The 23733-nt window shown below is 55.6% G+C and carries 21 protein-coding genes and 1 tRNA gene; 9 read left to right on the top strand and 13 right to left on the bottom strand.

The window, feature by feature from the left end:
- Positions 1–32: 32 nt before the first annotated feature.
- The 9 genes from dppF to ACQG0T_RS01250 all read right to left on the bottom strand — a co-directional run bounded on the left by dppF (position 33) and on the right by ACQG0T_RS01250 (position 10443).
- Positions 33–1046: a dipeptide ABC transporter ATP-binding subunit DppF gene (gene dppF / locus ACQG0T_RS01290; protein WP_017383568.1), complete on the bottom strand. Its 1014-nt coding sequence runs from the start codon at positions 1044–1046 to the stop codon at positions 33–35.
- The gene (gene dppD / locus ACQG0T_RS01285; RefSeq protein ID WP_045333501.1) at positions 1043–2026 is read right to left on the bottom strand and encodes a dipeptide ABC transporter ATP-binding protein; all 984 of its coding nucleotides are present in this window, start codon (positions 2024–2026) and stop codon (positions 1043–1045) included. Before dppD ends, dppF begins: the two co-directional genes overlap by 4 nt.
- A gap of 10 nt (positions 2027–2036) precedes the next feature.
- On the bottom strand, positions 2037–2939 hold the full coding sequence (gene dppC / locus ACQG0T_RS01280; RefSeq protein ID WP_006810535.1) for a dipeptide ABC transporter permease DppC: 903 nt from the start codon (positions 2937–2939) through the stop codon (positions 2037–2039).
- A 9-nt stretch (positions 2940–2948) separates the two neighbouring features.
- A complete protein-coding gene (gene dppB / locus ACQG0T_RS01275) occupies positions 2949–3968 on the bottom strand; it encodes a dipeptide ABC transporter permease DppB (protein ID WP_006810536.1) in 1020 nt (339 codons plus the stop codon).
- 161 nt (positions 3969–4129) lie between these two features.
- The gene (gene dppA / locus ACQG0T_RS01270) at positions 4130–5737 is read right to left on the bottom strand and encodes a dipeptide ABC transporter periplasmic-binding protein DppA (RefSeq protein WP_252051691.1); all 1608 of its coding nucleotides are present in this window, start codon (positions 5735–5737) and stop codon (positions 4130–4132) included.
- Positions 5738–6358: 621 nt separating this feature from the next.
- Positions 6359–6435: transfer RNA gene (locus tag ACQG0T_RS01265), tRNA-Pro, on the bottom strand.
- 91 nt (positions 6436–6526) lie between these two features.
- Positions 6527–8221: a kdo(2)-lipid A phosphoethanolamine 7''-transferase gene (gene eptB / locus ACQG0T_RS01260; RefSeq protein WP_017383570.1), complete on the bottom strand. Its 1695-nt coding sequence runs from the start codon at positions 8219–8221 to the stop codon at positions 6527–6529.
- A gap of 238 nt (positions 8222–8459) precedes the next feature.
- Positions 8460–9662, bottom strand: coding sequence for an L-lactate MFS transporter (locus ACQG0T_RS01255; protein ID WP_015569982.1), 1203 nt, complete (start codon positions 9660–9662; stop codon positions 8460–8462).
- Between the two features lie 238 nt (positions 9663–9900).
- On the bottom strand, positions 9901–10443 hold the full coding sequence (locus ACQG0T_RS01250; protein ID WP_015569983.1) for a hypothetical protein: 543 nt from the start codon (positions 10441–10443) through the stop codon (positions 9901–9903).
- A gap of 160 nt (positions 10444–10603) precedes the next feature.
- Here ACQG0T_RS01250 and tag point away from each other — a divergent pair, with 160 nt between their 5' ends.
- Together tag and ACQG0T_RS01240 are read left to right on the top strand one after the other, a co-directional pair.
- Entirely contained in the window at positions 10604–11185 is a 582-nt protein-coding gene (tag, locus tag ACQG0T_RS01245) for a DNA-3-methyladenine glycosylase I (RefSeq protein WP_017383572.1), read from the top strand.
- A complete protein-coding gene (locus tag ACQG0T_RS01240; RefSeq protein ID WP_015569985.1) occupies positions 11163–11603 on the top strand; it encodes an N-acetyltransferase in 441 nt (146 codons plus the stop codon). Before tag ends, ACQG0T_RS01240 begins: the two co-directional genes overlap by 23 nt.
- Here ACQG0T_RS01240 and ACQG0T_RS01235 read toward each other — a convergent pair.
- Positions 11572–13941: a molybdopterin guanine dinucleotide-containing S/N-oxide reductase gene (locus tag ACQG0T_RS01235; protein ID WP_271040517.1), complete on the bottom strand. Its 2370-nt coding sequence runs from the start codon at positions 13939–13941 to the stop codon at positions 11572–11574. The genes ACQG0T_RS01240 and ACQG0T_RS01235 overlap by 32 nt on opposite strands.
- Positions 13942–14063: 122 nt before the next feature.
- On the opposite strand from ACQG0T_RS01235, the gene ACQG0T_RS01230 reads away from it, so the two are divergent.
- The 6 genes from ACQG0T_RS01230 to ghrB all read left to right on the top strand — a co-directional run bounded on the left by ACQG0T_RS01230 (position 14064) and on the right by ghrB (position 20116).
- A complete protein-coding gene (locus ACQG0T_RS01230; protein ID WP_271040516.1) occupies positions 14064–14726 on the top strand; it encodes an OmpA family lipoprotein in 663 nt (220 codons plus the stop codon).
- 179 nt (positions 14727–14905) lie between these two features.
- Positions 14906–15922: a LacI family DNA-binding transcriptional regulator gene (locus ACQG0T_RS01225; protein ID WP_062938376.1), complete on the top strand. Its 1017-nt coding sequence runs from the start codon at positions 14906–14908 to the stop codon at positions 15920–15922.
- Positions 15923–16024: 102 nt separating this feature from the next.
- A complete protein-coding gene (locus tag ACQG0T_RS01220; RefSeq protein ID WP_045333503.1) occupies positions 16025–16774 on the top strand; it encodes a sugar phosphate isomerase/epimerase family protein in 750 nt (249 codons plus the stop codon).
- A gap of 3 nt (positions 16775–16777) precedes the next feature.
- Positions 16778–17716 (top strand): sugar kinase, encoded by a 939-nt coding sequence (locus tag ACQG0T_RS01215; RefSeq protein ID WP_063659782.1) that lies wholly within the window; start codon positions 16778–16780, stop codon positions 17714–17716.
- A gap of 117 nt (positions 17717–17833) precedes the next feature.
- On the top strand, positions 17834–19114 hold the full coding sequence (locus ACQG0T_RS01210) for an MFS transporter (protein WP_001089079.1): 1281 nt from the start codon (positions 17834–17836) through the stop codon (positions 19112–19114).
- Positions 19115–19141: 27 nt separating this feature from the next.
- Entirely contained in the window at positions 19142–20116 is a 975-nt protein-coding gene (gene ghrB, locus ACQG0T_RS01205) for a glyoxylate/hydroxypyruvate reductase GhrB (RefSeq protein WP_047062489.1), read from the top strand.
- 58 nt (positions 20117–20174) lie between these two features.
- Here ghrB and cspE read toward each other — a convergent pair whose 3' ends face one another.
- Positions 20175–20387: a transcription antiterminator/RNA stability regulator CspE gene (gene cspE / locus ACQG0T_RS01200; protein ID WP_003860775.1), complete on the bottom strand. Its 213-nt coding sequence runs from the start codon at positions 20385–20387 to the stop codon at positions 20175–20177.
- A 244-nt stretch (positions 20388–20631) separates the two neighbouring features.
- The gene (locus ACQG0T_RS01195; protein WP_017383576.1) at positions 20632–21342 is read right to left on the bottom strand and encodes a DUF3053 domain-containing protein; all 711 of its coding nucleotides are present in this window, start codon (positions 21340–21342) and stop codon (positions 20632–20634) included.
- A 330-nt stretch (positions 21343–21672) separates the two neighbouring features.
- On the opposite strand from ACQG0T_RS01195, the gene ACQG0T_RS01190 reads away from it, so the two are divergent.
- Positions 21673–21960: an HTH-type transcriptional regulator gene (locus ACQG0T_RS01190; protein ID WP_003860776.1), complete on the top strand. Its 288-nt coding sequence runs from the start codon at positions 21673–21675 to the stop codon at positions 21958–21960.
- Between the two features lie 38 nt (positions 21961–21998).
- Here the strand turns inward: ACQG0T_RS01190 and ACQG0T_RS01185 are convergent, their stop codons facing one another.
- Positions 21999–23618: an ABC-F family ATP-binding cassette domain-containing protein gene (locus tag ACQG0T_RS01185; RefSeq protein WP_271040515.1), complete on the bottom strand. Its 1620-nt coding sequence runs from the start codon at positions 23616–23618 to the stop codon at positions 21999–22001.
- Positions 23619–23733 lie beyond the last annotated feature (115 nt).

Raw genomic sequence — 23733 nt, 5'->3', positions numbered from 1 at the left:
TAAAAAAACCGGCTTAGCGCCGGTTTTTTTATTTATGCCTGCGGCTTTTCGCCGTTTTCATCCTGATCGACTGCGAAGCAGGCCACCAGCTGTCCGCCATAATCCTTCAGCTGTGGCTGCAACTGCGTGCACGGACCGAAGCGGCGACGGCAGCGGGCGTTGAACGCACATCCCGGCGGCGGGTTAAGTGGGCTTGGCAACTCGCCGGTCAGCTTAATGCGCTCCCGGCGGTCATCCGGGTTCAGTCTCGGCGTTGCAGACAGCAGCGCCTGCGTATACGGATGACGCGGGTTAGTAAAGATCTGATCTTTCGTCCCCTTCTCCACGCAGCGTCCCAGATACATCACCATCACCTCATCGGCAATGTGCTCAACCACGGACAGGTCATGGGAGATGAAGACGTACGACAGTCCCAGATCCTGCTGTAAATCCATCATCAGGTTAAGCACCTGCGCACGAACGGACACGTCAAGCGCTGAGACCGGCTCATCGGCAATCACCACGTCCGGGTCAAGCATCAGCCCACGGGCGATGGCAATACGCTGACGCTGACCGCCAGAGAACATATGCGGGTAGCGATCGTAATGCTCAGTTTTAAGCCCCACCTTCGCCATCATCGCCAGCGCTTTTTCACGACGCTGCTCTTTGCTCAGATTGCTGTTAATCAGCAGCGGCTCTTCCAGAATTTGCCCGACTTTCTTCCGCGGATTCAGAGAGCCGTACGGGTTCTGGAATACGATCTGGATTTTCTGGCGGCGCAGCTTCTGCGCCTGCGGATCGTGCTTGAGCAGATCCTGGCCCTGATAGTAAAGCTCGCCGCCGGTTGGCGTTTCGATCATCGTCAGCAGACGGCCCAGCGTGGATTTCCCACAGCCCGACTCCCCGACGACCGCCAGCGTTTTACCGCGTTCAAGGCTGAAGGAGACGCCGTCCAGCGCTTTTACCAGGCGCTCGGGGGCAAAAATCCCCTTCTTCACCGGGTAATGTTTTTTCAGGTCGATAGCCTGCAACAGCGGCTGTTGCGTGGTGGCCTCGTGCGTACTCATAGTGTTGGCCTCCCGGCATCATCGAGTGGGTAGTGGCATTTTGACTGCCGACCATCGGCCAGCAGATTCAGCTCTGGCTCCTCGGCGCGGCATTTGTCCGTCGCATACGGGCAGCGCGGATTCAGCAGGCAGCCCTGCGGACGGTCATATTTACCCGGAACCACGCCCGGCAACGACGCCAGACGCGCTTTGTCCTGGGCAAACTCCGGCAGCGCGCGCAGTAACGCCTGCGTATACGGGTGACGCGGCGCGCGGAAGATATCGTGCGAACTTCCGGTCTCCACCACCTGACCCGCGTACATCACGATGATTTTGTGTGCCGCTTCCGCCACCAGCGCCAGGTCATGCGTAATCAGCACCAGCGCCATATTCTCTTTCTGCTGCAACTCCAGCAGCAGCTCGATGATTTGCGCCTGGATGGTCACGTCCAGCGCGGTAGTTGGTTCATCCGCAATCAGCAGTTTTGGTCGACAGGCAATCGCCATGGCGATCATCACGCGCTGGCTCATCCCGCCGGAAAGCTGGTGCGGGTAAACGTCCAGACGCGATGCCGGGTCAGGTATCCCCACCTGGTTCAGCAGATCGATAGCACGCTGGCGACGGGTTTTCTTATTCCCGCCCTGATGCACCTTAATGGCTTCCATAATCTGGAAACCGACGGTGTAGCATGGGTTCAGGCTGGTCATGGGGTCCTGGAAGATCATCGCCACTTCCGCGCCCACCAGCTGGCGGCGCTGTTTTTCGGAAATGCGCTTCAGATCCTGACCGTTGAACTCCAGATTTTCCGCCATCACGCGGCCGGGGTAGTCAATCAGCCCCATAATCGCCAGCGAACTCACTGACTTACCGGAGCCCGACTCTCCTACAATCCCGACCACTTCGCCCTGATTAACGCTGTAGCTGATGCGGTCCACGGCGCGAAACGGTGTGCCTTCGTCGCCAAAGTGCACGGATAATTTATCTACATTTAATAACGCCATCTCGTGCCTCTTACTGCTTCAGTTTGGGATCAAGTGCATCACGCAGACCGTCACCCATCAGGTTAAATGCCAGCACCGTCAGCAGAATCGCCAGACCCGGGAAGGTGACGACCCACCAGGCGCTTTGCGCGAACTGCAACACGTCGGAGAGCATGGTGCCCCACTCCGGTGTTGGCGGCTGCGCACCCATGCCAAGGAAGCCAAGAGCGGCCATATCAAGAATGGCGTTAGAGAAACCGAGCGACGCCTGAACAATCAGCGGCGCAAGGCAGTTTGGGAAGATATTGATAAACATCTGACGCATCGCACCGGCACCCGCCACGCGAGAGGCGGTAACGTAGTCGCGGTTCACTTCCACCAGCACCGCCGCACGGGTCAGACGCACGTAATGCGGTAGCGCAACAAACGTCAGCGCAAGCGCGGCGTTACCAATCGACGGACCAAAGATCGCCACCAGCACCAGCGCCAGCAGCAGGCTTGGCAATGCCAGCATAATGTCGACGACGCGCATGATGATGTTATCAACGATGCCGCCGAAATAGCCCGCCACGAGGCCGAGTACGATCCCCATGATCAGCGACAGTACGACAACGAGGCAGCCAACCAGCAGCGACAGGCGTGCGCCGTACATCAGGCGCGACAGCACATCGCGGCCCACATCGTCGGTGCCCAGCAGGTGCGTCAGGCTTCCGCCGTCCTGCCATGCAGGAGGCGCCAGCAGCGCATCGCGGAACTGATCAGCCGGGTTATACGGCGCAAGGACGTTCGCAAACACCGCAATCAGGATCATGATGGAAACATACACCAGCCCGACGACCGCGCCTTTGTTGCGCTTGAAGTAGTGCCAGAACTCCTGCATCGGCGTCATTGGCACCGGTGCGGTGACCACTTTATTTTGAGTAACTTGTGACATGATGGCCCCTTACTTCTTATGACGAATACGCGGGTTCACCACGCCGTACAGCAAATCGACCAGCAGGTTGACGAGGATAATCATCGTCGCGACCAGCAGTACACCGCCCTGCACAACCGGATAGTCACGGCGTTGCAGCGCATCAATCAGCCAGCGTCCAAGACCCGGCCAGGAGAAGATGGTTTCGGTCAGGATCGCCCCCGCCAGCAGCGTACCGACCTGCAAACCGATAACGGTCACCACCGGCAGCATGGCGTTACGCAGGGCATGAATGATGATGACGCGCATACGGGTCAGGCCTTTAGCGCGGGCAGTACGAATATAATCCTCGCCCAGCACTTCCAGCATGGAGGAACGGGTCATACGCACGATCACCGCCAGAGGGATGGTGCCCAGCACCATTGCAGGCAGGATCATGTGCGCAACCGCATCAATGAAGTTGCCCTCTTCGCCCCAGATCGCCGTATCAATCAGCATAAAGCCGGTTAACGGGTTGGTGTCGTCAAGGAAAACCATATCGCTGACGCGTCCGGAGACCGGCGTCAGGTTCCACTGCACCGAGACCAGCATGATCAGCATCATGCCCCACCAGAAGATAGGCATGGAGTAGCCGGTCAGTGCCAGGCCAACAGCGGTGTGGTCGAAAATAGAGCCACGCTTAACGGCAGCCAGTACGCCAACGGGGATCCCTACCGCGGTCGCGAAGATCATGGCGCAGATACCGAGTTCCAGCGTCGCTTTAAAGCGCGGCACGAACTCGTCCCACACCGGAAGACGGCTTTTCAGTGAAATACCTAAATCGCCGTGCAACACGCCCCAGATATAGTGGAGATACTGCTGCCACATCGGCTTATCAAGGCCGAGTTCAGCCAGCAGTTGCGCATGACGTTCAGGGGAGATACCACGCTCGCCCGCCATAATCATTACCGGGTCACCCGGGATCATATGGACGAAGGCAAAAGTGAGAAGGGTGATACCGATAAACGTCGGGATAACCAGTCCCAGACGTCGGAGGATGAACTGCAACATAACCCGGATTCTCTCTGATGACGCACGCCCAGTGGCGTGACGTCTGTATTGCTCACAAATGTAAATTCCCTCTCCCTGTGGGAGAGGGTTAGGATGAGGGGATGCATGCACGCCCCTCACCCCTGCCCTCTCCCACAGGGAGAGGGAGAACACCCTACTTATTATTCAACAGACACGTTTTCGAAGTGGTGTTTGCCCAGTGGATCAACCACGTAGCCCTTCACTTCTTTACGCACTGGCTCGTACACGGTGGAGTGAGCAACAATCAGAGCCGGAGCCTGATCGTGCATGACAACCTGAGCTTGCTTGTACAGTTCAATACGTTTGTTGTGATCGTCGGTCGCACGCGCCGGCTGGATCAGATCTTCAAATGGCTTGTAGCACCAGCGAGAATAGTTAGAACCGTCTTTCGCTGCCGCACAGCTGAACAGGGTCGCGAAGAAGTTGTCCGGATCCCCGTTGTCGCCGGTCCAGCCCATCATGACCGCCTGGTGTTCGCCCGCTTTAGCGCGCTTCAGGTACTCGCCCCACTCGTAGGTCACAATTTTGGCCTGTACGCCAATCTTCGCCCAGTCAGCCTGAACCATTTCCGCCATACGACGTGCGTTCGGGTTGTAAGGACGCTGTACCGGCATCGCCCACAGCTCGACGGTGAAGCCTTTGTCCTGGCCCGCTTCTTTCAGCAGCGCTTTCGCTTTCTCAGGATCGTAGGTGTAGTCCTTAATGTCGTCGTTATAACCCCACATGGTTGGTGGGATCAGGTTCTTGGCCGCAACGCCCGCGCCCTGGTAAACGGCTTTGATGATCGCTTCTTTGTTCACCGCGTAAGTCAGCGCCTGACGCACTTTCACGTCATCGAACGGTTTCTTCTCGGTGTTGAAGGAGAGATAACCCACGTTCAGGCCCGCCTGCTCCAGCAGGTTGATATTTTTGTCCTGCTTCATGCGCGCGATGTCAGCCGGGTTTGGATACGGCATCACCTGACATTCGTTTTTCTGCAATTTTGCGTAACGCACGGATGCGTCAGGCGTGATGGAGAAGACCAGACGGTCGATCTGCGGCTTGGTGCCCCAGTAGCCCGGGAAGGCTTTATACAGAATACGGGAATCTTTTTGGTACTGAAGCAGCTGGAACGGGCCGGTACCGATTGGGTTCAGGTCCACTTTCTCCGGCGTGCCGGCTTTCAGCATGTTGTCCGCGTACTCTTTAGAGAGAATCGAGGCGAAGTCCATCGCCAGGTCAGCCAGGAATGGCGCTTCCGGACGCGTCAGCACAAACTGAACGGTTTTATCGTCCACTTTTTTCACTTCAGCGATCAGGTCTGGCAGACCCATCCCTTCGAAGTATTCATAGCTGCCGCCAGACACTTTATGGTACGGGTTCTGGGCATTTTTCTGACGGTCGAAGGAGAACACAACGTCGTCGGCGTTAAAGTCGCGCGTAGGTTTAAATTCTTTGCTGTCCTGCCACTTCACGCCCTGGCGCAGGTGGAAGGTATAGGTTTTACCGTCTTCGCTGATATCCCACTTTTCAGCCAGGCCAGGAATCACTTCCGTGGTGCCGATTTTAAATTCAACCAGACGGTTATAGATCGGTACAGAGCTTGCGTCGTAAGTCGTACCAGAGGTAAAGAGCTGTGGGTTAAAGCCTTCCGGAGAGCCTTCAGAACAGTAAACCAGGGTTTTTGCCTGTACGCTTGCTGCAACGGTCATGGCCACCAGGCTCAGACCAAGCTTCAGCATCCCTGACTTCTTCAAGGAAATACTCATTATTGTGCTCCAATGTGATGTTTTGCTTTGTTGTGTTACGCCGCCTGACCTTTATTTATTTTTTACCCGGTCCGGTCGGTGATGCCCGAAGGCGTTAAAAGGGATAGAGAATCCTTTCAGAAGAGCGTTTGAGTTGCAGCGCAGATCCTCCCTGAAATGCCCCTCGTGCCCTACAATCTGTCAACAGAATGTGAAAACGTCAATACAGGTGGCGGGGATTTACGTGGAGTGTGAGAAACCGCAAACAAAGATTAAAAAAACCCTGACCGTGAGTTTTCAGCAGAGAAATTTATGCTACTCGCCATGATGCAGCACAATTATCTTCATATTTCGCAACACTCAGTGATTAAGTTTTATTCAGAATGGGTAAATTTTCTTACAGAATGGTGATTATCTGAGCACTAAATACCGCGAACGTTAAAACGCACAGCGAAAAATGCTGAGGTTATCCATAAGCAACGCGAAAAAAGATCAAACTATATATAAAAAAATACAATGGATTATGTCACAAAACCGCAAGCAGGCAGGGGGAAGCAGGGCTAAGGGGTATTTTGAGGACTCGTGCGGGGTAACGCGTTAATGCAAAAAGGGCTAACCTTGCGGTTAGCCCTTTTTAGAATGTGGTCGGCGAGAGAGGATTCGAACCTCCGACCCACTGGTCCCAAACCAGTTGCGCTACCAAGCTGCGCTACTCGCCGAATGCGGAGCGCATCTTACTGCTGAGGTGCGCCCCCGTCAATCCCTTATTTTCAAAAAGCCATTCAACTGGCGATATTCTCGCCAGACCAGCTACTGCGCGGCTTTTGTGGTGTTATCAGGGAGTTTACACCAGTTGTTGTTTTCGTTAATCCCACCGTTCGGTGAGGTATAGCCGAGACAACCCATAATGGTGTCGTACAGCTCAACGTGACGGCGCGGTACCTTGATCTCTGCCTGCTGTTTCAGATGGGCAAACATTTTGGCTTTGTCCGGGTTTTCCAGGTACTTATCCGACATCCACATGATCATCGGCACGCGGAACTGCTCAGGCGGGGCCAGCTTACGCGGCGTGCCGTGTAAATGCTCTTTCTCGTTGATGGACTCGCCGTGGTCGGCCGCGTAAATCACAATCGCTTTCTTATCGCGAAGCTGGTCGATCACCCGGCTGAGGAAGGTATCCACATACAGAATCGAGTTATCATAGGCATTGATCAGCTCCTGCTTGCTACAGTTCTTGTTAATGCCGACGCACTCAGGCGTCCATTTGGCGAAATCGCGCGTGTAACGCTGATAGTAGCTGTAGTGTGAACCTTTGGTATGCAGAACAATAAGGTGCTTACCCTGCGGATGGTTTTTCAGCGACTGTTCCATCTCAGAGAGCAGCAGCATATCATCAACGTTTTTTCCGCGGTTACGCGGCTCGGCGCCAATCTGCTCGCGGTAGGCGATGTTATCCGCCATGGTGTTGGTGTAGAACCACATCTCACTTTGCATGGCGAACAGATCGGAGCTAAATCCAAGCTGCTTCAGAACAGCAAACACGTTTTGCTCTTTGAGAGTGCGCTGAGGATTATCACTCGCACCGCCCTCACGAACAAACATACAGCGCAACGAAAGCTTCGTAGCGGTATCGCAGGAGTAGCCGCGGTATGCCACCAGGTTCTTTTCCTGCGCCAGTTTCGGGGTGGTATCGCGGTCATAACCGAGAATACCCATATGATCCCAGCGCGTCGTTTCGCCGATAACGAAGACCACGTAAGTATCATCCAGTCCGTCAGCCGGAGCCTGGTAGGTGAACTTTTTGGTCGGGTTAATCAGCGATTTCACATCGCTGGATTCGTCCGCCTGAGCCCAGGCATAGAGACCTAACGCCGACAGCCAGTTAGACGGCAGATACGAGTTAGCCACCACGCCGCCGTAGCTTGGCATATCTACGCCTGTCGCTTTTTCGATCCGCTTTTGCTGTTTTTCCATCAGGCGAATAGGCGCCCATACCAGCAGACCCGCCAGAAGAACGACGGCGACGTTGCGGATGCGTTGCCCACGGGTACGCAGCTGGCGTAACAGGGTATAGCGACAGGTATTACTCCAGATAAAGAAGAGCGGGATCAGGCAGGTCAAAATCGTCCACATGATGAACCCTTGCCCCACCACCTCTTTCGAGAGGTCGATGTCCGTGGTCATCACCGAGGCCACAATACCGTAGCCAATGACCACATTCATGAATGTCATGTAATAGCTTGCGGCGGCAGAGATAATCACCACCAGCGAGGCCAGAACCTGCCATGTACGTCTGCCAAAAAGCGAGAGCAGACGTAGCAGGAAGAAGGTTGCCAGAATTGAGCCAAACACTTCAATCGCGGCGAAAATCCCGTTTCTTACGGTGAGGTGTTCAAAATAACCTTCCACTCTTCTGAACAGCACCGCGCCATTCAGAAACAAACCGATATAGACAGCCAGCATCAGACACAATCTTTGCTGGGTAAGAGACCTGATATATTTCATGCAAACAACCCTGGGGGAAGGGGTATAAAGACCCGCCGAATCTCATTGAGAAAGCAGACAGAGTAAGTAGGTGCGAGATAAAGCGTTATCAGAAACGTCTACAAGCGCGATAAGTAGACCACAGCGAGGAAGAAAAGTGGCAGCAGAGAATGTGAATCGATGAAAATTTTTACAAAATAACAAGTCCGGAAGTGATATTGCGATAAAAAAAGAGGCCCTGCGGCCCCTTTTTATCGAATCATGCATGCGCTTCTTTATAGACCTCGCGTTGCGGCTGACGAATCGTGGTGGACAGCGCCAGTGAAATAATCAGCAAGGCAAATATCACGCAGAATGTCACGTAGAAGCCACCAAACAGCGAGGCAATCAGCGATCCGCAAATACTGCCGATACCGAAGCCGAGATAAATCACACCGTAGTTTTTCGCCAGATTGTTCAGCCCGAAGAACTCGCTCACCAGCGACGGGAAGACGGTAATGGTGCCGCCAAAGTTAAAGGCTACGCAGGCTATCGCCGCAAAGAATGTCGCTTCGTTCAGCGGAGCGAACAGCAACGCTGCCATCCCCACCAGGGAGATCACCTGCCCCAGCGTAATCACGCGGATCCTGGCGATTTTGTCAGACAGGATACCCAGTACCAGACGACCCGAGAGGTTAGCGATGGAGATGACCGTTACCGCGTTCGCCGCCGTCGCCGCGTCCAGTTTCACCATTCCCTGCGCGATATCTTTCGCCACGCCGATGACATACAGACCGCTCATGCAGGCCGTCAGGAACATCACCGCCAGCATCCAGTACTGCGGTTTACGCATGGACTGTGCAAGGGTGAAATCATTCTCCACCACACCGTTAACGGTTTTCACTTCCTGCTGCGGCGCGTCTTTCATCAGCGTTGCGCCGAAGAGGATCATCACCAGCACAATCACGCCCCAGATCATAAAGGTTTTCTCAAGCCCCACCGAGGCCAGCAGATGCGCATCGATGAATTTGAAGCCAAGGCTGCCCAGGCCATATGAACCAATGGCAAACGCGGAGATAAGCCCTTTACGCTCCGGGAACCACTTCACGCAGTTAGACAGCGTCAGCAGGTAACCTGCGCCGTCCGCCAGCCCCACCAGCACCCCGGCGCTCAGCCACAGCATCATCAGGTTGTCGGAATATGCCGTCAGGAAGAAGCCCACGCCCAGCAAGATCCCGGAGGCCATGGTTACACGCTTCACGCCGAAGCGCTCCTGAAGTTTGCCCGCCACGGAAGAGGAAATTGCTAACCCAAGACTCAGCAAGCCGAAGGAGAACGCCACCTGGCTTATCGGCGCGCCGATCTTATCAGACAGGGCGCTGTTAAACAGGCTCCAGGTATAGACCGATCCCAGTGCGAACTGGGTAACGATGGTGCCGAATAGCGTCAGCCAACGCGTGCGGTTATAAGTTGATGTGTTCATGGCAGTGTCCTGCAAGATAAATTAAGGAAATTCGCTGAGGACACGATAAACAAAACCCCATAACGCCAGGGGTAAAACGGCATGAAATGCAGGAGAAACGGAATGAAATGCCTGGAAGCGGGAATGAATGACCTTGCCGGAGAAGAAAAAGCTCAAAGGTGAGCGATCACTATCGCTACAGTCCCTGCCGTTATTGTATTAAATATGTTACGGCAGCGTTTAAAAAAGTGACAACCCTTTAAAATTTGGCGCTCAATCCCAGCGTATATAAATATTCTTCTTCAGTTTGCTGGTTATAGCTGATCTTCGCCCAGGGGTGTAAATCACCATACTGCGTATCGACACGCCACCCCAATGAGTTCACGCTGGCATGCCAGAGTGGATCGGTAAGCGACTGCGTGGTGGTTGTATCCTCAAACGCATTCACTGGTGCGGAGGGAGCGCCATCAGTGCGCCACGCCATTACGGGCCCGGTGGTGAAATGTCCCGCCACGGGAAAATTCCAGCCAACGCTCAGAACGGTTTCCGCATCCGAACCGGAGGGATCGTTCAGGGTAAACCCCGCAGCATTCTGCGTACGGTTAATACGCTCCGCGAGAATATCTTCATAACGAGGTTGGTGATCGGCGTCCCATGTATAGCGTTCCATCGTATTACTTTGAGCATCTGAAACGATATATTCCTGTTGCCACGCAAAAGCGGTGTTACAAAAAAGCAGGCAGACTGAAACACCCACCAGGCCAGAAGCAGCATGGCGACCACTGATTTTTTTTATCATCATCAAAGCGACTCCAGAAAGAGCCGAGTTCGGCGATATATGTCATTGTTCGAAGAGGTATTAGGGCGTATAGCCCTGTATTAACTATTGTCTCTTTAGCAGACACGTCAAGCCGGGCAGATTGAAATTTTTGCGTTTACCGTATCAGGAAGGGAGATGACCTATGCAACGTTGCGGCTGGGTAAGCCAGGATCAGCTTTATATCGATTATCACGACAAGGAATGGGGCGTACCGGAAACCGACGGTAAAAAACTGTTTGAAATGATTTGCCTTGAAGGCCAGCAGGCCGGACTGTCGTGGATCACCGTTCTGAAAAAGCGTGAGAACTATCGCAAAGCCTTCCACCAGTTCGATCCGGCTGCGGTTGCCGCCATGACCGACGACGACGTGGAAAGGCTGGTTCTGGATACCGGTATCATCCGCCATCGCGGTAAAATTCAGGCCATTATTGGTAACGCGCGTGCTTATCTGGCGATGGAGCAAAACGGCGAACCCTTCTCAGCATTCGTCTGGTCGTTTGTGGATAACGAGCCGAAGGTGACGCAGGCCGCCACGCTTGCAGAGATCCCAACGTCGACCCCCGCCTCAGATGCCCTGTCGAAAGCGCTGAAAAAACGCGGCTTTAAGTTTGTGGGCACCACCATCTGTTACTCCTTTATGCAGGCCTGCGGGCTGGTCAATGACCACATTACGGGCTGCTTCTGCCATCCGGAGGGCCACCATGATCCGCAAATGGCAAAGTGAGGACACCGCTCCGCTTTTGAGTCTGTGGCTGGAGAGCACCACCGAGGCGCATCCGTTTATCGACGCAAGTTACTGGCAAGCGAATGAAGCGGTAGTGCGGGATGAATACCTTCCCGCCGCCGAGACCTGGGTCTGGGAAGAAAACGGTACCCTGTGCGGTTTTATCAGCGTCATGCAGTTCCAGTTCGTGGGGGCGTTGTTTATCGCCCCGGCGTTCATCGGAAAGGGGATCGGGCGTGCGCTGCTGAACCACGTTCAGCAGCACTATCCGTATTTAACTCTGGAGGTGTATCAGAAAAACGTGCGGGCGGTGAATTTCTATCATGCTCAGGGTTTTCGCATCGAAGACAGCGCCTGGCAGGATGATACCCAACACCCGACGTGGATCATGAGCTGGCAGGCGGATCAAACGCCGTAAGGGTAAGCGCCGGCCCCTCATATTTCTCCACCCATGCCAGCGCCGTATTCCCCGCGCAGCCATTCCCCAGCTTCGAGCTGGGGAGATCTTTGGTCAGCACGTTTACGGCGCCGTTCTTACAAATACCGCCCTCGTCCAGCGCCAGATCAGGCCATGCGCCCTGATGAATGCAGAAAACGCCAGGGCGGATCCCGTCACTCACCACGGCACCGGCCAGCACCTGCCCGCGCGCGTTCCAGACCCGAACGAGGTCGCCGTGGTTAATCCCCCGCGCCTTTGCGTCATCGCTGTTCAGCGCAATCGGCTCACGACCCGCCACCGCATACTGCTCGCGCAAAGCCGAATAGTTGAGCTGGCTGTGCAGACGATGGGCGGGATGGGCAGACAGCAGCTGAAGCTGCCCCGGCTGCGCATTACCATGCCATTCGTCCGGCTCCAGCCACGCCGGATGTGGCGGACAGTCCGCGTAGCCAAAGCTGGCGATGCGTTCGCTGTAGATCACAATCTTCCCGCTTTCGGTTTTTAACGGATGATTCTCCGGATCGCGACGGAAGTCAGCAAAGCGCACAAACCGCGCATTCTGCTCGCTTTCCGGCATTTCGAAGAGTTGATTCGCCTCCCAGAATTCAGCAAATGGCGGCAGCGTCACGCCCTGCGCAGCCCCGCGCTGGCTGGCAATCTGGTAAAATGTTTCCAGCCATTGCAGATCCGTTTTGCCCTCGGTGAAACGCTCCCGACCGCCCGCTTCCCACATTTCACTCAGGTCGGCAAAGACATCAAAATCATCCCGCGCTTCATCCCGGGGAGCCACGACGCGCTTCATCGGCACCATATGCTGATTACTGTAATCCCCCGTCATGGTGAGATCGTTACGCTCGAACGAGGTCGTGGCGGGCAAAACGATATCGGCATGTTTCGCTGACGCGGTCCAGAAGCACTCCGAGATCACCACCAGTTCCGGTTTCTGCCAGGCGCGGATCAGGCGGTTAGTATCCTGGTGATGGGTGAAGTTGGCCCCACCCGCCCACCAGACAAACTTAATATCCGGGAAATGCCGATCCTGGCCGTTGTGCTGATAAAACCCGCCTGGGTTCTCCAAAGCTTCAACAATGCGTGCCACCGGAATTTTATCTACAGCGTCCACGCCACCCTGCACCGAGCCCTGCATGGAGGCCAGCACCGCCGCTTTTCGCGTCGGGTTGCCGCCGTTAGCAAAGTGATAGGAAAGCCCAAAACCGCCGCCGGGTGTGCCAATCTGCCCGAGCATCGCGGCGAGCGTCACCAGCATCCAGTGCTTCTGCTCGCCAAACTGCTGGCGCTGCATCCCCCAGCCGGACATGAGCATCGTGACACGGCTATGGAATAACGTCGCCAGTTCGCGGATTTTAACGGCATCAACGCCGCAAATCGCCGCAGCCCACTCTGCGGTTTTGGCGATACCGTCGGTTTGTCCCGTCAGGTAGTCGGCAAATTTATCGAAGCCCGTGGTGCAGCGCGCCAGAAATTCCGTATCGTGCCAGCCGTTCTCCACCAGGGTGTGGGCGATGCCCAGCATCATCGCCACGTCGGTGCCCATATGCGGCGCGATCCACTCGGCGCTGTCGCCGAAGAAATCCAGCGTTTCAGAACGCATCGGATCGATACAGATGATGCGCTTGCCGCTTTTGCGCAGCGCATCAAAGTAGGAAACGCCCTGCTCGTCGGACGCATTCCAGGCAATTTTCAGGGTATTGAGCGGGTTGGCGCTCCAGAGCACCACCACCTCCGCATGCTCCAGCACCAGCGGCCAGCTGGTCTGCTGCTGATAAACCTCATTCCCGCCCACGACATACGGCATGATTGCCTGCGCCGCGCCGGTCGAGTAATCGCCCAGATGGCCGGAGTATCCTCCGGCCAGGCTCATATAGCGTTGCAGCAGGGTTGCGGCCTTATGCAGCACGCCGTTCGAGCGCCAGCCATAGGAGCCGGCAAAAATGGACGACGGGCCATAGCTGTCGCGAATGCGTTTATGCTGGGTATGGATCAGCGCCAGCGCGTCGTCCCAGCTCACGCGTACGAACTCATCCTGCCCACGAATACCCTGCGGCTTATCCGGTGACGCCAGAAAGCCTTTACGCACCATCGGCCAGCGGACGCGGGTTTTACTGTGTACCTGATCGCGAACGACGGTCTGTAAAGAGTTGAGATGGCGCGAAGGCAAAGCCCCGCGAGACGACAGCACAGTGTCGCCATCGGTTTCGACCAGCATCGGCCCCCAGTGGGCGGCGGTCAGAATGGTTTTTGTTGAGGTGCTCAAAGCGTGCGCTCCTGGTTGCGTGCAGGTGTTTCGGCCTTTCATTGAGGCAGTTTATCGTTTGTGACAAATTTCAGAGTTATACACTGAATTTTCTCCGTATCCGGACGTCATAATCCACTGCCACGTCCATCGTGGCAAAGAATAAAAAGGATTAAGGAAATAAGATGAAAAAACGCGTACTCGTTATTGCCGCTCTGGTGAGCGGCGCACTGGCTGTTTCTGGCTGCACAACCAACCCTTACACCGGTGAACGCGAAGCGGGCAAATCCGGCATTGGCGCGAATATTGGTTCCCTGGTGGGCGCTGGCGTTGGCGCACTCTCCTCCTCCAAGAAAGATCGCGGCAAAGGTGCGCTGATTGGCGCAGCGGCAGGCGCAGCCCTGGGCGGCGGCGTGGGTTATTACATGGACGTGCAGGAAGCAAAACTGCGTGACAAAATGAAAGGTACGGGCGTGAGCGTGACGCGCAGCGGTGACAACATCATCCTGAACATGCCAAACAACGTGACCTTTGACAGCAGCAGCGCGACGCTGAAACCCGCAGGCGCAAACACCCTGACCGGCGTGGCCGCAGTGCTGAAAGAGTACAATAAAACTGCCGTGAACGTGATTGGCTACACCGACAGCACCGGCAGCCAGGATCTGAACATGCGTCTGTCCCAGCAGCGCGCCGATTCCGTGGCCAGCTCGCTGATCGCCCAGGGCGTAGAAGCGAACCGCATCCGCACCAGCGGCATGGGTCCGGCTAACCCGATCGCCAGCAACAGCACGGCGGAAGGCAAAGCGCAGAACCGCCGCGTTGAGATTACGTTAAGCCCGGTGCAGTAGGTAAAAGCAAAACGGCAACCCCGTTGCCGTTATTAGTGTTTGCGCCCTCTCCCGTGGGAGAGGGTTGGGGTGAGGGCATCAGACCGCAACCTCCGGTAAGCGCAGCGCCACCCGGCAAATAGCTTGATTCGCCAGATTTTCCCGCTAAGGTATTCTCACTAAATTCAGGGAAATCAGCGATGATCAAACCAACCCGGGCCACCATCAGCGACGTGGCGAAAGCCGCCAAAACCGGTAAAACCAGCATTTCACGCTACCTCAACGGCGAGAAACACCTGCTTTCCGATGCGCTGCTGGCGCGAATCGAACAGGCCATTGCCGATCTCGACTACCGTCCCAGCCTGATGGCGCGCGGCCTCAAGCGGGGCCGCACCCGTCTGATTGGCCTCATCATCGCCGATATCACCAACCCCTATTCCGTTAACGTCCTCAGCGGCATCGAAGCGGCGTGCCGTGAAAAAGGCTTTACCCCGCTGGTCTGTAACACCAATAACGAGGTTGATCAGGAGCTGCATTACCTCGATCTGCTGCGCAGCTATCAGGTGGAAGGGATTGTGGTGAATGCCGTCGGGATGCGAGAAGAGGGGCTAAATCGTCTGCAACAATCGTCTCTGCCAATGGTGCTTATTGACCGAAAAATCCCGGAATTTGCCTGCGATGTGGTCGGGCTGGATAACACCCAGGCGGCCACCACCGCCACTGAGCACCTGATTGAACAGGGCTTCGAAGCCATTTTATTCCTGAGCGAACCGCTGGGCATGGTTAACACCCGCCGCGACCGCCTGGCTGCATTTCGTGCCACGCTGGCGCGATATCCCGGCATGATCGCCGAGAATGCCGAAATCCCCCTGCATGAAGCCGGGCAGCTGGATAATACCCTGCGCCAGTTCCATACCCGCCATCGGGGTATGCGCAAGGCGGTGATCTCCGCGAACGGGGCGCTGACGCTTCAGGTTGCCCGCTCGCTTAAACGCATTGGCCTGCACTGGGGCAGCGACATCGGCTTACTCGGCTTTGATGAACTGGAGTGGGCAGAACTTGCTGGCGTAGGCATCACCACCCTCAAACAACCCACCTGGCAGATCGGCTATGCCGCGGTTGAACAAGTGGTTCGCCGCATTGAAGGCACCCGCGACGCCGTACGCGAGCAGGTGTTTTCCGGCGAACTGATCGTTCGCGGCTCTACTGCCCGTTAATTTCCCCTTCGTGACAGCGATCATAAATTCAGCATCCCGATCTTTTCTTTGGAACCGGTTCCATCTAGCGTAATACTATCGATTACGCTCTGGAGTCAGGAAATGAGCAGGAAAATTATGGTGGTCACCGCCGCGTATGGTGCGGATCAGGTGCGACAGGCAGGCGGTCAACGGGCAATGCTTCCCGTTATTGCCGGCGCAGGAGCTGATGGCGTTGAAATCCGCCGCGAGCTCTTCAGCAACGACGAGTTAATGGCCCTACCTGCGCTCGGCGAGTCCATTGAACTGCTGGGTTTACTGGCGTGCTACTCCGCCCCGGCCCCCCTGTTTATGCCCGATGGCACCCTCAACCCGGATCTCCCGCGCTACCTTAGCGAAGCCAGCACCCTGAACGCGCTGTGGCTTAAAGTCTCGCTGGGTCATTTCAGCGACAAACAGCCCCTTGAAGCCCTGCGCACACTGCTGGATGAAAGCGGCATGACGCTGGTGGTGGAAAACGACCAGACCGACTGCGGGCAGCTCGCGCCGATGCAGCGTTTCAAAGCCGCCTGCCGGGTAATGGCGCTGCCGGTCACGCTGACGTTCGATATGGGCAACTGGCTGTGGGTTGGCGACTCCCCGGAAGAGGCTGCACGTCAGCTGGCTCCCGCCGTGAGCTATATTCATGTTAAGGCCGCGGTCCCACATAAGGCGCAGTTCCGCGCCGTCGCGCCGGATCAGGCCGATTCTCGCTGGCGGGATCTGCTTAATCAGCTCCCTGCCGATGCGCCACGCGGTATCGAATTTCCGCTGGAAGGGACGGATCTCACCGCCGTCACCCGCCATTACGTCAACCTGCTGCGCGAGGAGTAAACCATGCACAAGACGCTGGATGTCATCACCATTGGCGAGGCCATGGCGATGTTTGTCGCCACCGAAACGGGCGAGCTGAGCGCAGTGGAGCACTTCATTAAACGCGTGGCAGGTGCCGAGCTGAATGTTGCTACCGGCCTTGCGCGTCTGGGGCTGAATGTCGGCTGGGTAAGCCGCGTGGGAAATGACAGCTTTGGCCATTTTGTTCTCGACTCGCTGAAAAAAGAGGGTATTGATGCCGCAGGCGTGACCCTCGACGGACGCTTTGCGACGGGCTTTCAGCTGAAATCTAAAGTTGAAAATGGAACCGATCCCATCGTGGAGTATTTCCGCAAAGGCTCAGCGGCAAGCCATCTCTCCGTGGATGATTATCACGCCGCGTATTTCTCCTCCGCGCGCCACCTGCACCTGAGCGGCGTGGCGGCGGCGCTCTCGGCCAGCTCGTACGATTTACTGGATCACGCGGCTTCGGCAATGAAAGCGCAGGGCAAAACCATCTCCTTTGATCCGAACCTGCGCCCGGTGCTGTGGAAAAGCGAAGCGGAGATGGCTGAGAAACTCAACCGACTGGCATTTAAGGCGGACTGGGTTCTGCCGGGCATAAAAGAGGGAATGATCCTCACTGGCGAAAGCACGCCCGAAGGCATTGCTGATTTTTACCTCAACAGAGGGGTAAAAGCCGTGGTGCTGAAAACCGGTGCCGACGGCGCATGGTTCAAAACTGCCGACGGTGAGCAAGGCGCTGTCGCTGCGGTAAAAGTCGACAACGTGGTCGATACCGTGGGCGCGGGCGATGGGTTTGCCGTCGGGGTCATCAGCGCTCTGCTGGAGGGCAAACCGCTGTCGCAGGCCGTGGCGCGAGGCAACAAAATTGGTTCGCTGGCGATTCAGGTGCAGGGCGACAGCGAAGGATTACCAACACGAGCAGAGCTCGGCGTCTAAATTCCCTCTCCCTGTGGGAGAGGGCCAGGGTGAGGGCAGCAATCCGCACCAGATAATTAAGCCACCGTGTACCCTACAGACAACGGCGGCAACAACCTCAACAACAGAGGCAAGCCTATGAACAGTTCGACCAATGCAGTAAAACGCTGGTGGTACATCATGCCAATCGTGTTTATCACGTACAGCCTGGCGTACCTGGATCGTGCCAACTTCAGTTTCGCATCCGCCGCCGGGATCAACGAAGACCTCGGGATTACCAAAGGGGTCTCCTCCCTGCTGGGTGCCCTCTTCTTCCTGGGTTATTTCTTCTTCCAGATCCCCGGCGCGATTTACGCTGAACGCCGCAGCGTGCGAAAGCTCATTTTCATCTGCCTGATCTTATGGGGTGCCTGTGCGTCGCTTACTGGCGTGGTGAATAACATTCCTGCTCTGGCGGCTATTCGCTTTATTCTCGGCGTGGTTGAGGCGGCCGTCATGCCAGCAATGCTGATTTACATCAGCAACTGGTTCACAAAATCTGAGCGTTCACGTGCTAATACGTTCCTGATACTCGGTAACCCGGTCACCGTGTTGTGGATGTCGGTGGTTTCCGGCTACCTGATCCAGTCCTTCGGCTGGCGCGAGATGTTCATCATCGAAGGGGTTCCCGCGATTATCTGGGCCTTCTGCTGGTGGGTGCTGGTGAAAGATAAGCCAGCCCAGGCAAAATGGCTTTCTGAGGACGAAAAAGCCGCACTCCAGGCGCAGCTGGATAAAGAGCAGCAGGGGCTGAAAGCGGTGCGTAACTACGGTGAAGCCTTCCGCTCCCGGAACGTTATTCTGCTGTGCGCACAGTATTTTACCTGGAGTATTGGCGTGTACGGCTTTGTGCTGTGGCTGCCGTCGATTATCCGCAGCGGCGGTGAAAACCTTGGCATGGTGGAAGTGGGCTGGCTGTCATCGGTGCCTTACCTGGCTGCGACCATCGCGATGATTATCGTCTCCTGGGCATCGGACAAGCTGCAAAACCGTAAGCTGTTCGTCTGGCCACTGCTGCTGATCGCTGCTTTTGCCTTTATTGGCTCCTGGGCCGTAGGCGCGAACCACTTCTGGGCTTCGTATACGCTGCTGGTGATTGCGGGTGCGGCCATGTATGCCCCGTATGGTCCGTTCTTTGCCATCATCCCGGAAATGCTGCCGCGTAACGTCGCTGGGGGCGCGATGGCGCTGATTAACAGCATGGGCGCGCTGGGTTCGTTCTTTGGCTCGTGGTTTGTGGGCTATCTGAACGGCGCCACCGGCAGCCCATCGGCCTCTTACATCTTTATGGGGGTGGCGCTTTTTGCCTCGGTATGGCTTACTCTGATTGTTAAGCCTGCTAATAATCAACAGCTACCCGTCGGCGCACGCCACGCCTGAATCCTTTTAAAATCAACGGAGATTAGCATGAAGCCGTCCGTCATTTTGTACAAAGCACTGCCTGAAGACCTGCAAAAACGCCTGGAAGAACACTTTACCGTTACCCGGGTCAAGAACCTCAGCCCGGAAACCGTGGCACAGCACGCCGACGCGTTTGCCAGCGCCGAGGGCCTGCTGGGTTCGAGCGAAAAGGTGGATGCAGCGCTGCTGGAGAAAATGCCGAAGCTTCGTGCTACCTCAACCGTTTCGGTGGGATACGACAATTTCGACGTGGATGCGCTAAACGCGCGCAACATCCTGCTGATGCACACGCCGCATGCCCTGACGGAGACCGTCGCCGACACGCTGATGGCGCTGGTGCTCAGCACCGCCCGTCGCGTGGTGGAAGTGGCCGAGCGCGTGAAAGCGGGCGAATGGACGAAAAGCATTGGCCCGGACTGGTTCGGCGTGGACGTTCATGACAAAACGCTGGGGATTGTTGGGATGGGCCGCATCGGTCTGGCACTGGCACAGCGCGCCCATTTCGGCTTCAGCATGCCCATTCTGTATAACGCACGCCGTCACCACACTGAAGCTGAAGAACGTTTCAATGCCCGCTACTGCGAGCTTGATACGCTGTTGCGGGAAGCCGACTTTGTCTGCCTGATCCTGCCGCTGACGGATGAAACGCGTCATCTCATCGGCAAAGCGGCGTTTGAAAAGATGAAGAAATCGGCCATTTTCATCAACGCGGGTCGTGGTCCGGTGGTCGATGAGAAGGCGCTGATTGAGGCTCTGCAAAACGGTGAGATCCACGCTGCTGGTCTGGACGTGTTTGAACAGGAGCCGCTGCCGGTGGATTCTCCGCTACTGACCATGCCGAACGTCGTCGCCCTGCCCCACATCGGCTCTGCCACTCATGAAACACGCTACAATATGGCGGCGACCGCCGTGGATAATCTGATTGCCGCGCTCGGCGGTAAAGTGGATAAGAACTGCGTTAACCCGCAGATACAACAGTAGAAACGAAAAAACCCGCCAGAAGGCGGGTTTTTGAATTTTGTGCTACTGGGTTGGAAGCTTACAGGCTTACAACGTTACCAGCTGCTGGGCCTTTAGCGCCGCTTTCGATGGTGAAGGAAACTTTCTGACCTTCATCCAGAGATTTGTAGCCATCGTTCTGGATAGCAGAGAAGTGTACGAACACGTCTTTAGAGCCATCGTCAGGAGTGATGAAGCCGAAACCTTTATCAGCGTTGAACCATTTTACCAGACCAGTCATTTTAGCAGACATAGAAATTACCTTATTAACAAATATATTGTGCCTTCCGGCTTGATGGATTGCGTTACAGATTTTTAAGCGATGAAGGAAGGGTCACTACGAAGGGTATCTATGGATAACAATCTGGACTGCTTTACTAAACTGCTTTAGGTCTGTGTAACAAACCGACGAACATAGTTATACCGATGTGGTAGATGAATGACAAGCGTTATTTTCATCAAGCATAAAAAAAACCCCGCCGAAGCGGGGGTTTTTCTTATTCCGTAGCAGCGACCGCTGCGCTCCAGGCCTGGCTAAAGGCCTGATGCTGGGACGCGAGCGGCCCGATCAGCGCGTTGTACTGGCTCGCCTGCTGGGAGGTCGGGAACTGGATACCGTTAGAGACGAAGCTCACCTGCGTACCTTGTTCACTAATAAAGTCACCCACCTGAACCAGCTGCTGAGTAAAGACCTGCGCCGCCGGGATCAGCGGTTGCAAGGCGTTTGACGGCTTGGTCACGACTTTCTCATACACCTGGTCATAGACCGGTTTGAGATCCTCGCCCTGCTTCAACGCGGAACGCGACGCATCAGCCTGCATTTTGGCATTTTGCAGCTGCTGGCTCAGTACCCCAAGCGCGCCATTTGACTGGCGCAGCGGTTCGCGCTGGGTCATATAATCCTGTGGAACGCGGATGGCATTCACGCTATCCACTACCGGGCGAATACCGGAATCCATCGCCTGGCTTACCTGCTGTGAATAGCCATACAGAATGGCGTAATCCGACACGAATGGACCAAACTGTTTTTTCTGATCCGCAGTCAGCGTTGGTAAACGCTCGCCGCTACGCATCACTGTATTCTGTAGAAAATCGATAAACGCTTTGCGCTGATCGCCTTCTTTATCGAAACACCCACTCAGGCTAACAACCATCAACAACGCCGCAATAGGCGCAAACCAGCGAGAGCAGGACTTTCCTGTCGCCATTTTATTACTCCTTTCACCCAAAAAGCGCACACCGGCACACGCGTGCCCAACGCTGACAAGGATAGTCCAGGTCAGCCTTGCAAGATAGAGTTTTCATGCAAAACGGGTATTCCCGTTTTTGTACTGACTATTTACAAAAAAATACCTGTGCATTCCTACATATGACTAATCAGGTAATTAGCATAACTATCCATATAGCTGAAACGCGTAAAGCGATCGTTATCGCACAATTAATCACAGCCGTGACGATCCTGTGTCTGGTTTAGGGACTATTCTTAACAGGCTCTCTGATGTTCATGATCCCGATGTGTGATTTATGAGGAGTTCTCAATGGAATTAAAAGATCCTGAGTTTGAGCTGCTGAGCAGCCTGGAACAGATTATTTTTAAAGATGTACCGCCGACGGTTACCCTGAATCAAAAGTCCAATCCTTTTAGTGAATTTGAGCGTTTACGCAAAGGATCGGGCCTGAAAACAGATGAATTCGCAAGAGCGATGGGTGTCAGCGTAGCGATGGTGCTGGAGTGGGAGTCAAAACGTGAAAAACCTACCCCAGCCGAGCTAAAGCTGATGCGCCTGATCCAGGCAAACCCTGACCTTCGCAAGCAGTTAGCCTGATAAAGTTTGTTTGCCCCCGCCCTTGCGGGGGCTTGTGTTTACAGACTTTCACATCGCCATCCCGTCTCTTCCCACACCAGTTCATGCGTCAACTTCAGCCCTGCCAGAAAGGCTTCATCATGCGACACCACCAGCAGCGCGCCGGGGTAATCGGCTAAGGCCGCTTCTATAGCCTGAACAGAGGCCAGATCAAGATGGTTGGTCGGCTCATCCAGAAGCAGCAGTTGCGTTGCCGCTTCACGCCACAATACGCAGGCCAGCGCGGCCTTCAGGCGCTCGCCGCCACTCAGTTCGGCCAGTGGTAGTGTCACTTTCTCTGCGCCCAGCTGAAGCTGCGCTAAACGGGTACGCAACGCCCCCTCTTCGAGCGGCGTATTGCCCAGGCTAAGGTGTGTCATCACCGACTTCGAAAGATCCAGCCGGGAAAGATGCTGATCGAGATAAGCACACCTGACGGAGACCTTACAGGTTCCCGTAACAGGGGCGGTTTCGCCCAACATCACTTTCAACAGCGTGGATTTTCCACAGCCGTTCGGCCCGCGTAGCGCCACGCGCATCGGGCCATCCATTCGCCAGTGTATCGGGCAGACAGGCACGTGCGGAAGCACCAGTTCTTCCAGCACCAGCACCTGTTTTCCTTCCGGGATTTCACTGCCCGGCAGGGTAAACATCACCGCGTTATCCTCTTCAACCCGCTCGCGTGCCTGGTTGACCGCAGCGTTCAGAGCATGATTTTGATCGCTATGCTGTTTTTTCCAGGAACCAATACGCTCTTTCGCCGCCCCTTTGTATTTGACCCGTTCAAACGAGGCGATGTTAAGGCTGTCGACCGTGCGAAGCGTTTTGGCTGAACGCCGCAGGCTGTCGTCATGCTCTTTATGCATACGGGCGCGGGTACGCTTGCGCTCGGTGGCAGCATGCTCCAGCGCGGCGCGGGCAGCCAGTTGCTCAGCATCACGCTGGGTTCGATAGTCAGCATAATTCCCCCCGTAGCTGCGCAAGCCCAACGCGCTCAGTTCAAGGATACGCGGTACCTGGGCCAGCAACTCACGGTCGTGAGAGGCCACCAGTACCCCGCCCTGATACCGGGAAAGCTGCTCGTAGAACCACACGCGGCCTTGCCTGTCGAGGTGGTTGGTCGGTTCGTCCAGCAGCAGGTAATCAGCATCTGCGGTGAATGCGCTGCACAGCAAAGCACGAATGCGCTCGCCGCCGCTCAGCTCTGCCGCGCGTTTATTCGGGTCAAAAGGGGGAAGTTTTGCAGCGATAAAAGCCTGGCTCAGCCGTTCAGCCAGATCCCAGTAACCGTCGAGCGTATCGAGATCGTCGGGTTCATAATGACCGCTGTCGATGCGCGTGCGCGCCGCAAAGATCGTGTCGTAACCAAGCAGTCCGGCAAGAGTCGTATCCGCAGAAATATCCTGCTGCTGCGCCACATAGACGTGTGTACCAAAGCGCTCAATATGACCGCTGGCGGGTTCATCAACCCCTGCCAGCAGCCGCAGAAGGCGTGTTTTACCGCTGCCGTTGCGGCCAACCAGCGCGCACACTGACGCATCCAGAGAAAGATTCAGTGGACCAAAAAGGATATCGCCCGTCGCAAACTGACAGGTGACCTGATGCAAAATAAAAGAGGGGGACTGCGCAAAATGAGCCATAAGCACTCCTGAATGAAATCAAAACATCCCCTGCCGACGCGGTGCGTTGAGCAAGGATCGAAATTCATCAGTCGTGTTTGTTCATTTTTGGGGGGCGCTCCTGAGGGCGAAATTT

Source organism: Enterobacter cloacae complex sp. 302F9 (assembly GCF_050030335.1).
Classification (GTDB): domain Bacteria; phylum Pseudomonadota; class Gammaproteobacteria; order Enterobacterales; family Enterobacteriaceae; genus Enterobacter; species Enterobacter hormaechei_C.
Note: the sequence above shows the minus strand (reverse complement) of the source record. Positions and strands in the feature narration are given on the sequence as shown.

What these genes read in the sequence shown, in the direction of transcription:
- dppF (WP_017383568.1), bottom strand. Translation starts at nt 1,046, where the DNA reads ATGAGTACGCACGAGGCCACCACGCAACAGCCGCTGTTGCAGGCTATC.
- dppD (WP_045333501.1), bottom strand. Translation starts at nt 2,026, where the DNA reads ATGGCGTTATTAAATGTAGATAAATTATCCGTGCACTTTGGCGACGAA.
- dppC (WP_006810535.1), bottom strand. Translation starts at nt 2,939, where the DNA reads ATGTCACAAGTTACTCAAAATAAAGTGGTCACCGCACCGGTGCCAATG.
- dppB (WP_006810536.1), bottom strand. Translation starts at nt 3,968, where the DNA reads ATGTTGCAGTTCATCCTCCGACGTCTGGGACTGGTTATCCCGACGTTT.
- dppA (WP_252051691.1), bottom strand. Translation starts at nt 5,737, where the DNA reads ATGAGTATTTCCTTGAAGAAGTCAGGGATGCTGAAGCTTGGTCTGAGC.
- eptB (WP_017383570.1), bottom strand. Translation starts at nt 8,221, where the DNA reads ATGAAATATATCAGGTCTCTTACCCAGCAAAGATTGTGTCTGATGCTG.
- ACQG0T_RS01255 (WP_015569982.1), bottom strand. Translation starts at nt 9,662, where the DNA reads ATGAACACATCAACTTATAACCGCACGCGTTGGCTGACGCTATTCGGC.
- ACQG0T_RS01250 (WP_015569983.1), bottom strand. Translation starts at nt 10,443, where the DNA reads ATGATGATAAAAAAAATCAGTGGTCGCCATGCTGCTTCTGGCCTGGTG.
- tag (WP_017383572.1), top strand. Translation starts at nt 10,604, where the DNA reads ATGCAACGTTGCGGCTGGGTAAGCCAGGATCAGCTTTATATCGATTAT.
- ACQG0T_RS01240 (WP_015569985.1), top strand. Translation starts at nt 11,163, where the DNA reads ATGATCCGCAAATGGCAAAGTGAGGACACCGCTCCGCTTTTGAGTCTG.
- ACQG0T_RS01235 (WP_271040517.1), bottom strand. Translation starts at nt 13,941, where the DNA reads ATGAAAGGCCGAAACACCTGCACGCAACCAGGAGCGCACGCTTTGAGC.
- ACQG0T_RS01230 (WP_271040516.1), top strand. Translation starts at nt 14,064, where the DNA reads ATGAAAAAACGCGTACTCGTTATTGCCGCTCTGGTGAGCGGCGCACTG.
- ACQG0T_RS01225 (WP_062938376.1), top strand. Translation starts at nt 14,906, where the DNA reads ATGATCAAACCAACCCGGGCCACCATCAGCGACGTGGCGAAAGCCGCC.
- ACQG0T_RS01220 (WP_045333503.1), top strand. Translation starts at nt 16,025, where the DNA reads ATGAGCAGGAAAATTATGGTGGTCACCGCCGCGTATGGTGCGGATCAG.
- ACQG0T_RS01215 (WP_063659782.1), top strand. Translation starts at nt 16,778, where the DNA reads ATGCACAAGACGCTGGATGTCATCACCATTGGCGAGGCCATGGCGATG.
- ACQG0T_RS01210 (WP_001089079.1), top strand. Translation starts at nt 17,834, where the DNA reads ATGAACAGTTCGACCAATGCAGTAAAACGCTGGTGGTACATCATGCCA.
- ghrB (WP_047062489.1), top strand. Translation starts at nt 19,142, where the DNA reads ATGAAGCCGTCCGTCATTTTGTACAAAGCACTGCCTGAAGACCTGCAA.
- cspE (WP_003860775.1), bottom strand. Translation starts at nt 20,387, where the DNA reads ATGTCTGCTAAAATGACTGGTCTGGTAAAATGGTTCAACGCTGATAAA.
- ACQG0T_RS01195 (WP_017383576.1), bottom strand. Translation starts at nt 21,342, where the DNA reads ATGGCGACAGGAAAGTCCTGCTCTCGCTGGTTTGCGCCTATTGCGGCG.
- ACQG0T_RS01190 (WP_003860776.1), top strand. Translation starts at nt 21,673, where the DNA reads ATGGAATTAAAAGATCCTGAGTTTGAGCTGCTGAGCAGCCTGGAACAG.
- ACQG0T_RS01185 (WP_271040515.1), bottom strand. Translation starts at nt 23,618, where the DNA reads ATGGCTCATTTTGCGCAGTCCCCCTCTTTTATTTTGCATCAGGTCACC.